This is a genomic window from Roseateles sp. P5_E11, assembly GCF_054049355.1.
Genome location: NZ_JBFUMO010000303.1, coordinates 1 through 6,959, shown reverse-complemented (window position 1 = coordinate 6,959; position 6,959 = coordinate 1). Strand labels below are relative to the sequence as shown.

8 protein-coding genes are annotated in these 6,959 nt (G+C 69.2%); all 8 read right to left on the bottom strand.

The window, feature by feature from the left end; genetic code table 11:
* Nucleotides 1-180: 180 nt before the first annotated feature.
* Nucleotides 181-1,077 (bottom strand): alpha/beta fold hydrolase, encoded by an 897-nt coding sequence (locus tag ACXJKR_RS20015; protein ID WP_457324303.1) that lies wholly within the window; start codon nt 1,075-1,077, stop codon nt 181-183.
* Between the two features lie 6 nt (nt 1,078-1,083).
* The gene (locus tag ACXJKR_RS20010; RefSeq protein WP_457324302.1) at nt 1,084-1,680 is read right to left on the bottom strand and encodes an ATP-dependent Clp protease proteolytic subunit; all 597 of its coding nucleotides are present in this window, start codon (nt 1,678-1,680) and stop codon (nt 1,084-1,086) included.
* 71 nt (nt 1,681-1,751) lie between these two features.
* Nucleotides 1,752-2,519 (bottom strand): DUF4184 family protein, encoded by a 768-nt coding sequence (locus tag ACXJKR_RS20005; protein WP_457324301.1) that lies wholly within the window; start codon nt 2,517-2,519, stop codon nt 1,752-1,754.
* Nucleotides 2,520-2,595: 76 nt separating this feature from the next.
* Nucleotides 2,596-3,342: an esterase/lipase family protein gene (locus tag ACXJKR_RS20000; protein WP_457324300.1), complete on the bottom strand. Its 747-nt coding sequence runs from the start codon at nt 3,340-3,342 to the stop codon at nt 2,596-2,598.
* A 172-nt stretch (nt 3,343-3,514) separates the two neighbouring features.
* The gene (locus ACXJKR_RS19995) at nt 3,515-4,033 is read right to left on the bottom strand and encodes a hypothetical protein (protein ID WP_457324299.1); all 519 of its coding nucleotides are present in this window, start codon (nt 4,031-4,033) and stop codon (nt 3,515-3,517) included.
* A 4-nt stretch (nt 4,034-4,037) separates the two neighbouring features.
* Nucleotides 4,038-5,648 (bottom strand): wax ester/triacylglycerol synthase family O-acyltransferase, encoded by a 1,611-nt coding sequence (locus ACXJKR_RS19990; RefSeq protein ID WP_457324298.1) that lies wholly within the window; start codon nt 5,646-5,648, stop codon nt 4,038-4,040.
* A 130-nt stretch (nt 5,649-5,778) separates the two neighbouring features.
* Complete coding sequence (locus ACXJKR_RS19985; RefSeq protein WP_457324297.1) at nt 5,779-6,108, bottom strand: PspC domain-containing protein; 330 nt, start codon at nt 6,106-6,108, stop codon at nt 5,779-5,781.
* Between the two features lie 105 nt (nt 6,109-6,213).
* Nucleotides 6,214-6,959 (bottom strand): ABC transporter substrate-binding protein (locus tag ACXJKR_RS19980; RefSeq protein WP_457324296.1); only part of this gene is annotated, 746 nt, incomplete at its 5' end.

The window sequence follows — 6,959 nt, the reverse complement described above, 5'->3', positions numbered from 1 at the left end:
GGCCGATACCGACGAGGATGGCACGGTCTCCCCCATGGAGCGGCAGGCCTACGAGGCCAAGCTGGCCGACGAGAAGGCCGCCGCCCAGGCGGAGAAAACCGCGCGCGCCGCCGAGGCCGACGCTGCGGTCAGGGCCTACGAGGCGGTCGAGCAGCTGGGCGGCGCCGAGGGCTGAGGCCCTCAGGCCCGGGCCGCATTGGCCGCGATTTCAGCGGCCAGCCGCGGCCACAGCACCTCCGGCAGGTCGTGGCCCCAGCCGGGAATGGTTTCCAGCCGAGCGCCGGGAATGCGCTTGGCCAGGTCATGCGCCGCGGCGACCGGGATCAGCGCGTCGTCCTCGCCGTGGACGATGAGGGTGGGCGCCGTGATGCGTGGCAGCCGCTCGGCGCGGTGCACATCGGCGGCGACGGCCACGATCTGGCGAGCGACTGCCTGAGGCCGGAAGGACCGCTTCACGCCGCTCGCGAGGCGTTCGCGCAACTGGCTGGGTTCGGGTGGGTAACCGGGGCTGCCGATGATGCCGTAGAGGCTGGCGTAGTGGTCGAGGATGTTCTCGAACTTCTGCTGCGGCGTCGTGGCCGGCCGCGGGCGCGACAGCAGCGCACGGCGCACCTTCAGGCTCTCCTTGGGCACGCTGCGGTCGCCACTGGTCGTCATCATCAGCGTCAGGCTCTTCAGGCGCTGGCCATGTGAAAAACCCAGATGCTGGGCCACCATGCCGCCCATGGACGCACCGCAGACATGGGCCTTGGCAATGCCCAGTGCGTCCATCACACCAACGGTGTCGCGCGCCAGGTCGCTGAGCTGGTAGGGGGCCTTCACCGGCAGCCGCAGCGTGTGCAGCAGGGCCGCCATCGGGATATTGGGCGTGCCGAGTTCATCGAAGGGCTGGCTCAGCCCGACGTCGCGGTTGTCGAAGCGGATGACGCGAAAGCCGCGGGCCACGAGCTCGTCCACAAAGCCCTCGGGCCAGGCGATGAGCTGCATGCCCAGGCCCATGATCAGCAGCAAGGGCTCGCCGTTGTCCGGGCCGTGGATGTCCACTTCGATCTGCACGCCGTTGGCCGAGACACGCATCGCGGGTCAGCCCAGGTCCACTTGGCGCTCGATGACGCGCGACACCAGGCCGTAGGCGATGGCCTCTTCCGTGCTCATCCAGAAGTCGCGCTCGATGTCTGAGCGCACGCGCTCCAGCGGCTGGCCGGTCTCGCGCGAGATCGTGGTGGCGAGGCGCTCGCGCGCGCGCAGGATCTCCTTGRCCTGGATGGCGATGTCGCTGGCCTGGCCRCCAGCGCCACCGGCAGGCTGGTGGATCATGAAACGCGTGTTGGGCAGCGCGAAGCGGCGCTCCTTGGGCACGGCGAGGTAGATGTGGGTGCCGGCGCTGGCCACCCAGCCGGTACCGATCACGTTCACCGGGGCGCGCACGAAGCGGATCATGTCGTGGATGGCGTCACCGCTCTCCACATGGCCGCCAGGGGAAGAGATCAGCAGCGTGATCGGTGCATCGGAGTCCTGCGACAGGGCCAGCAGCCGGCGGCAGGTGGCGTGCGCCATCTTGTCGTCGATCTCGCCAAAGATCATCACGAAGCGGCCCTTGAAGAGCAGCTGCTCTTCCATCTTCTCGGGGGCGTCTTTCTTGGCGGCCTTGTCTTCGGCGGCGAGGGTGTGGTGTTGCATGGTCGGGGGTCCGGGTTAAGGGCGATACCTTACCGCGAGATGCGGGAGCGGGTTGAATATGGGTTCAAGGGTCAGGCGTCGCCCAGGCGGCGCCACCAGGCGACGCTGCCGATGACGAACAGCGTGGCGAAGCAACTGGTGCTCCAGACGACCGTGCGCACCAGCCGGCGCATCGGGTAGCCGGGCAGCGTGTCGGGCGTAAGGGCCCAGGCGGACTGTGCGCCGACCGCGAGCGCCACCGCCAGGCAGGCCCACAGCACGCGGGCGCGCCGCGGGTCCGGCGCTTCCGTGCGGTCGGGCTGCCGGCGCACCACCCGGGCGTAGGCGACGGCAAGGACCAGCGCGCCGGCCACGGTGCTCAGGTGCTGCAGCAGCCGGGCGACCGTCAGCGGCCGGCCCAGGAAGGTCAGCAGCGGCTGGGCCAGCCAGGGCAGCAGGTCGGTGAGTGGCGGCACGGGGTGGGTGAAGAGGTCCCACAGCAGGTGGGTTGCCGCGCCGAGCAGGATGGAGAGCACGGCGACCGCCCAGCGCGCGACGGCCGCTCGCGGCGGCGGCTGTAGCTCACCGCGCACCAACGACCGGTGAGGCTCGGGCAGCAGCACGGTCAGCGGGCGCGGCCACCGCAGCATGAGGCCCAACAACAGCAGGCCGGCCGGCAGACAGACGGTCAGGACCCCCATCGGCGTGTGGCAGAAGGCGCGCCAGGGGCCGTGCATGCCGACGTAGTAGCTCAGGTCGGGGGCCATGGCCCCCAGGATCAGGCCGGGAAACGAGAGCCAGCGGGGGCAGAGAGACCGCAGGGGCAGGACGGCTGCGGGGTGGGCGAAGGTCCAGGGCATGGTGGGGTTGTCAACAGCACACAAGAGCACCGTCGTGCATGCTGCACGATGCGTGCCCGACGGGTGGCTGGGCGTTCTACGGCCGCACCGGCGTCCTGTAGAACCACCGTCGCGCCCCTTTGGGCTCGAACGGCTTCCACTCGCCATCCAGCTGTGCCAAGCGGTCCGCCAGCGCATACAGCGCGATCGGGTTCACGCCCAGGCCGATGTGGCTGGCCTGCACCTCGATGTTCTCGGCCAGCGGCGAGGGCGCGTTGACGCTGCAGCGCCAGGCGACGACGCCATCGCTCTTGGAGTAGATGGAGGTCGTCGGCACCGGCGGTGCCTGGCGGATCTGTTCCATCAGCTCCGGGTCGTTGGACGCATGRCCACTGACCATCTCGAAGAAGCGCCAGGCGTTGGTGGCGCGCGGATGGCCGGTGAAGGGCGTGCCCAGCGTGACGACGCAGCGCGCCAGTTCCGGGCATTCCTTGGCCAGCTCGCGGGCATAGATGCCGCCCAGGCTCCAGCCGATCAGGCTGACCTTGCGGCCGTGCCGCCGGTGCAGCTCGATGAGGTCGGCCWTGGTCTGCTCCAGCACGCCGGCGCGTGGGCCGAAGTTGAAGCCCTGGCCCCAACCCTGGGTCGCGTAGCCCAGCGAGTCGAGCATGGCGCGCAGCGGTGCCGTGGTGAAGTCGTGCGCACCGAGGCCGGGGAAGACGAGCACCGGGTGGCCGTCGCCATGTGGCAGCTTCTTCATCCACGGCATGGTGGCCAGCAGGGCCGCGTACTCCCAGGGCGCGCGGCCCTCCAGCATCAGCAGCCAGGCGTTGGGTGCGCGCAAGTCGGACCAGTCGGGATGAGGGGTGGTAGGGGTCTGGTGCCAGTGTGAGAAACGTGGCGAGCGGGAGGCGGGCATGCGGAAAGCGGGGAACGGGCAGGCCCGGCGATGTTAGCCAGCTGTCGCCTGTTTCCGGGGCGTGCTTGCCCGGGGCTGGGGTGTCGCGTTGGTGACGTCAGCGGGGCGAATCGCCAGGGGCTTGCCGGACGCGCTCCACCTGCTGCTGCAGCTTTTCATTGCCCTGTGCCCAGAAGCGGAAATTGCCCGGGACGAAGCGATGCGGGTTGTCCGCGTCCTTCCGGATATTCCAGCTCGCGTGGATCAGCGGCGCGTAGAGCGCCAGCAGCGGGAAGCCGATCACCAGGCGCAACCATCCGGTCGCGAAGAGCTGCACGCAAATGAGGGTGGCGAAGATACTGACGGTGAGCCAGCCGGGCAGCTGCACCGCGTGGCGGTCGCGCAGCGGCGTGTCGCAGTGTGGGCACTGCAGCCGCATAGTCGTGGGCCGCCACCATGGCACCTTGGGCGGCCAGGGCACAGGCGCAAGTGCAGCGAACCTTTCTTGGCAATGCGGACAGATGTATTTGCCAGGCGGCATGGCTGTCGCGGCGGTCAGCTCGGCCTCGCAACGTGCGCACACGGCATCTGCGGACGGCAGCGCCGATCCACAGCCTTGGCAGACGGCATCGCTCACGCGCTCATGTGGCCTTGGCCGGGCGCCGCTTGGCTGGCGCCGCCGCCTTCTTCGCCACCGTCTTCTTGGCGGCGACCTTCTTGGCCGGTGCCTTCTTCACCACTGGCACCGGCTCAGGCTCGACAACCTCCGCTACCGGCAGCGCCTGGAACTCCATGAACGCCGCCTCGACGTACGCCGACAGCTCCGCCGTCTCCGGCAAGGCCTCGCCGCAGGCCATCAGGCCGATGTCCAGGGACTGGTTGTAGGTCTGCACCGTCACGTTCAGCGCCAGGCCGTGCACGGCAATCGACGTGGGGTAGTTGGTCAGCATCTTGGCGCCGGCCAGATACAGCGGCAGCTGTGGCCCGGGCACGTTGGAGATGACGACGTTGGCGACGACGGGCAGCTTCTCGGCCACCTTGGCGCGGCCGTAGAGCATGGCGCCGGCCTGCATCAGCCATGGGATGCCCAAGGAGGGGAAGTCGGTCGGCATCAGGCTCTTGAGCTGGCTCATCTGCGCCTTCATGGCCTTGCTGGAGGCCATCACATGGGCCAGGCGCTCGCTCGGGTCGCTCAGGTGCGTGCCCAGGCTCATGAAGGTCATGGTGGCTTGGTTGTTGGACGTGGTGTCGCCGGCAGCGCGTGTGGACACGGGCACGGCGGCGATCAGGCTCTTGCGCGGCAGCGGGCCGTGCTTGGCGAAGTAGCGCCGCAGCGCGCCGCCAATGACGAAGAGCACCGCGTCGTTGACGCTGGCGTGGTGGCGTTTGCGGGTGCGGTGCAGTTCGGCCAGCGGCAGGGTCACGCCCGAGAAAGAGCGGGTGTCAGACAGGCTGACGTTGAAGCGCGTGCGTGGCGCCGGCCCCAGGCTGGAGACGGCTGTCTTGCCGCGCACCACCGCCGTCGTCTGGGCGGCCACGTCGCCCAGCAGCGTGCGCAGCTTGTCGATGGAGGCGCCGGCCGCGGCGCCGCCCGCGTAGCCCATGGCCATGTTGCCGAGGATGTTGGCGGCGCTGGGCAGGGAGCGGGCCAGCTTGACGGTCTGCTTCCATTGCTGCGACACGGCGGCGCGCAGCATGCCGACGGTGCCGAGCTGGCCGCGCTTTTTGCCGCGCGCGGCGATGGCGTCGATGGCACGCGGCTCCGGGCTCAGGTCGAGGATGACCTGAGCCAGCGCGACGGCGGCCTGGCCGTCCACGGCGGCGTGGTGGAGCTGGGTGTACAGGGCCACATGCTGCTGGCCGTCGGGGCCCGGCTCCAGGCCAGTGAAGACATGGAACTTCCACAGCGGCCGGCTGCGGTCCAGCAGCACGGGGTGCAGGGCACCGACCTGCGCCTCCAGGTTAGCCATGCCGCTGCCTTCAGGGAGCGGGATCTCGACGATGTGCTCCTCGAGATCGGGGTCGGCATCCACCCAGCCCGGATTGGACAGGCCCAGCGGCATCGCAACCAGGCGGCGGCGCAGGGCCGGCAGCAGCGGCATGCGCGMCCGCATGTGCTCGCGCAGGTCTTCGACGTAGTCACCGTCGTAGCCGACAGGCAGCTCCAGCAGGTGCAGGGCGCCGACATGCATCGGCATCTGCGGCGTTTCCAGGTAGAGGAAGCTGGCGTCGAGGCCGGCGAGCTGTTTCATCGGGCTGTCTCCTGGTGTATTTATCCCACCCCCTACGGCCTGACGGCCGCCCCCTCAAGGGGGCACTGCCGACGGCCCGGCAAAGCCGGTTCCGTGGCAGTCACTGGAGGCGTCGGCCCAAGGGCCTCTTTCATTCCTCCGGCACGAAGATCCAGAGGAGGACGTACAGGAGTATGCCGCTGCCGAAGGCCAGGAAGAGCACCGTGAAGATCAGGCGCCAGACCCAGGAATCCAGCCCGGTCGTGCGGGCGATGCCGCCGCAGACGCCGCCGACCCAGCGGTCGATGCGGGCGCGGCGCAGGCCGTTGACGGCGCCGACGTTGGGGCCTGCCGCACTGCCTTGGCTCGCCCTGGCCTGGCCGCTGAGCAAGCGGGCCTTGGCGCGGGCGAACTCCTCGTCGTTGAGCACACCGCGTGCATGCAGATCGGCCAGCTTGTTGAGTTCTTCTGCGTCGTTCATCTTGGGGCTCCTTTCGGGGTTGATGGGACGAAGCCTAGCGGCCTGGCGCGTGCAGGCCAGCGTGTTGCGACAGTCGGTCGAATCTGCGGGACGCGCCCGCGGAAATCAATGGACAGGCTGCTTTGCTGGATCGATATCCACGAACTGCCAGAAGTCCTGCCAGAACAGCGGGCGGCGGAAACCGCTCATCCAGGGCTGCTCGATGTCGGTCAGGATGCGGTGGGCATGCACCTTGTAGGGCATGTAGGTCACGGCGATGCGCTTGGCCTCCTTGAACAGGGCCTCGCGCTCGGGGCCGTCAGGCATGGCCTGCATGCGGTCGTAGATCTCGTCGAAGCGCGCGTTCTTGAAGCGCGGCAGGTTCTGCGTGCCCGAAGCGGGGCCGTAGAGGCGCTGCATGGCCTCCTGGCCGTCCGACGAGGCCGCCGTCGAGCCCACCGGCCACATCTGGTACTTGCCGGCCTGCGCGGCCTTCATGTTCTCGGGCCACTGCTGGATCTTGACCTGCAGCCGGATGCCAACGGCGCGCAGGGCCTTCTCCCATAGCTCGTCGATGGCGCGGTTGAGCGAGTTGGGCTCGGTGTTGCGCGTGAGGATCAGCGGGCTGCCATCGGGCAGGTCCCGCCAGCCATCGCCGTCCTTGTCGACGTAGYCATACATGTCCAGCAGCGCCTTGGCGCGCGCCGGGTCGTAGTCGCTCATCTCGCTCTTGAACGCGGGGTCGTAGCCGCTGGTGTTGGGCACGATGGGCGCCTGGGCCGGCGTCCCTTGGCCGCGGCGCGCGCTCTTGATTTCCTTGCGCACATCGAAGGCCAGCGAGATCGCACGGCGCAGCGCGATTTTGTCGGGCG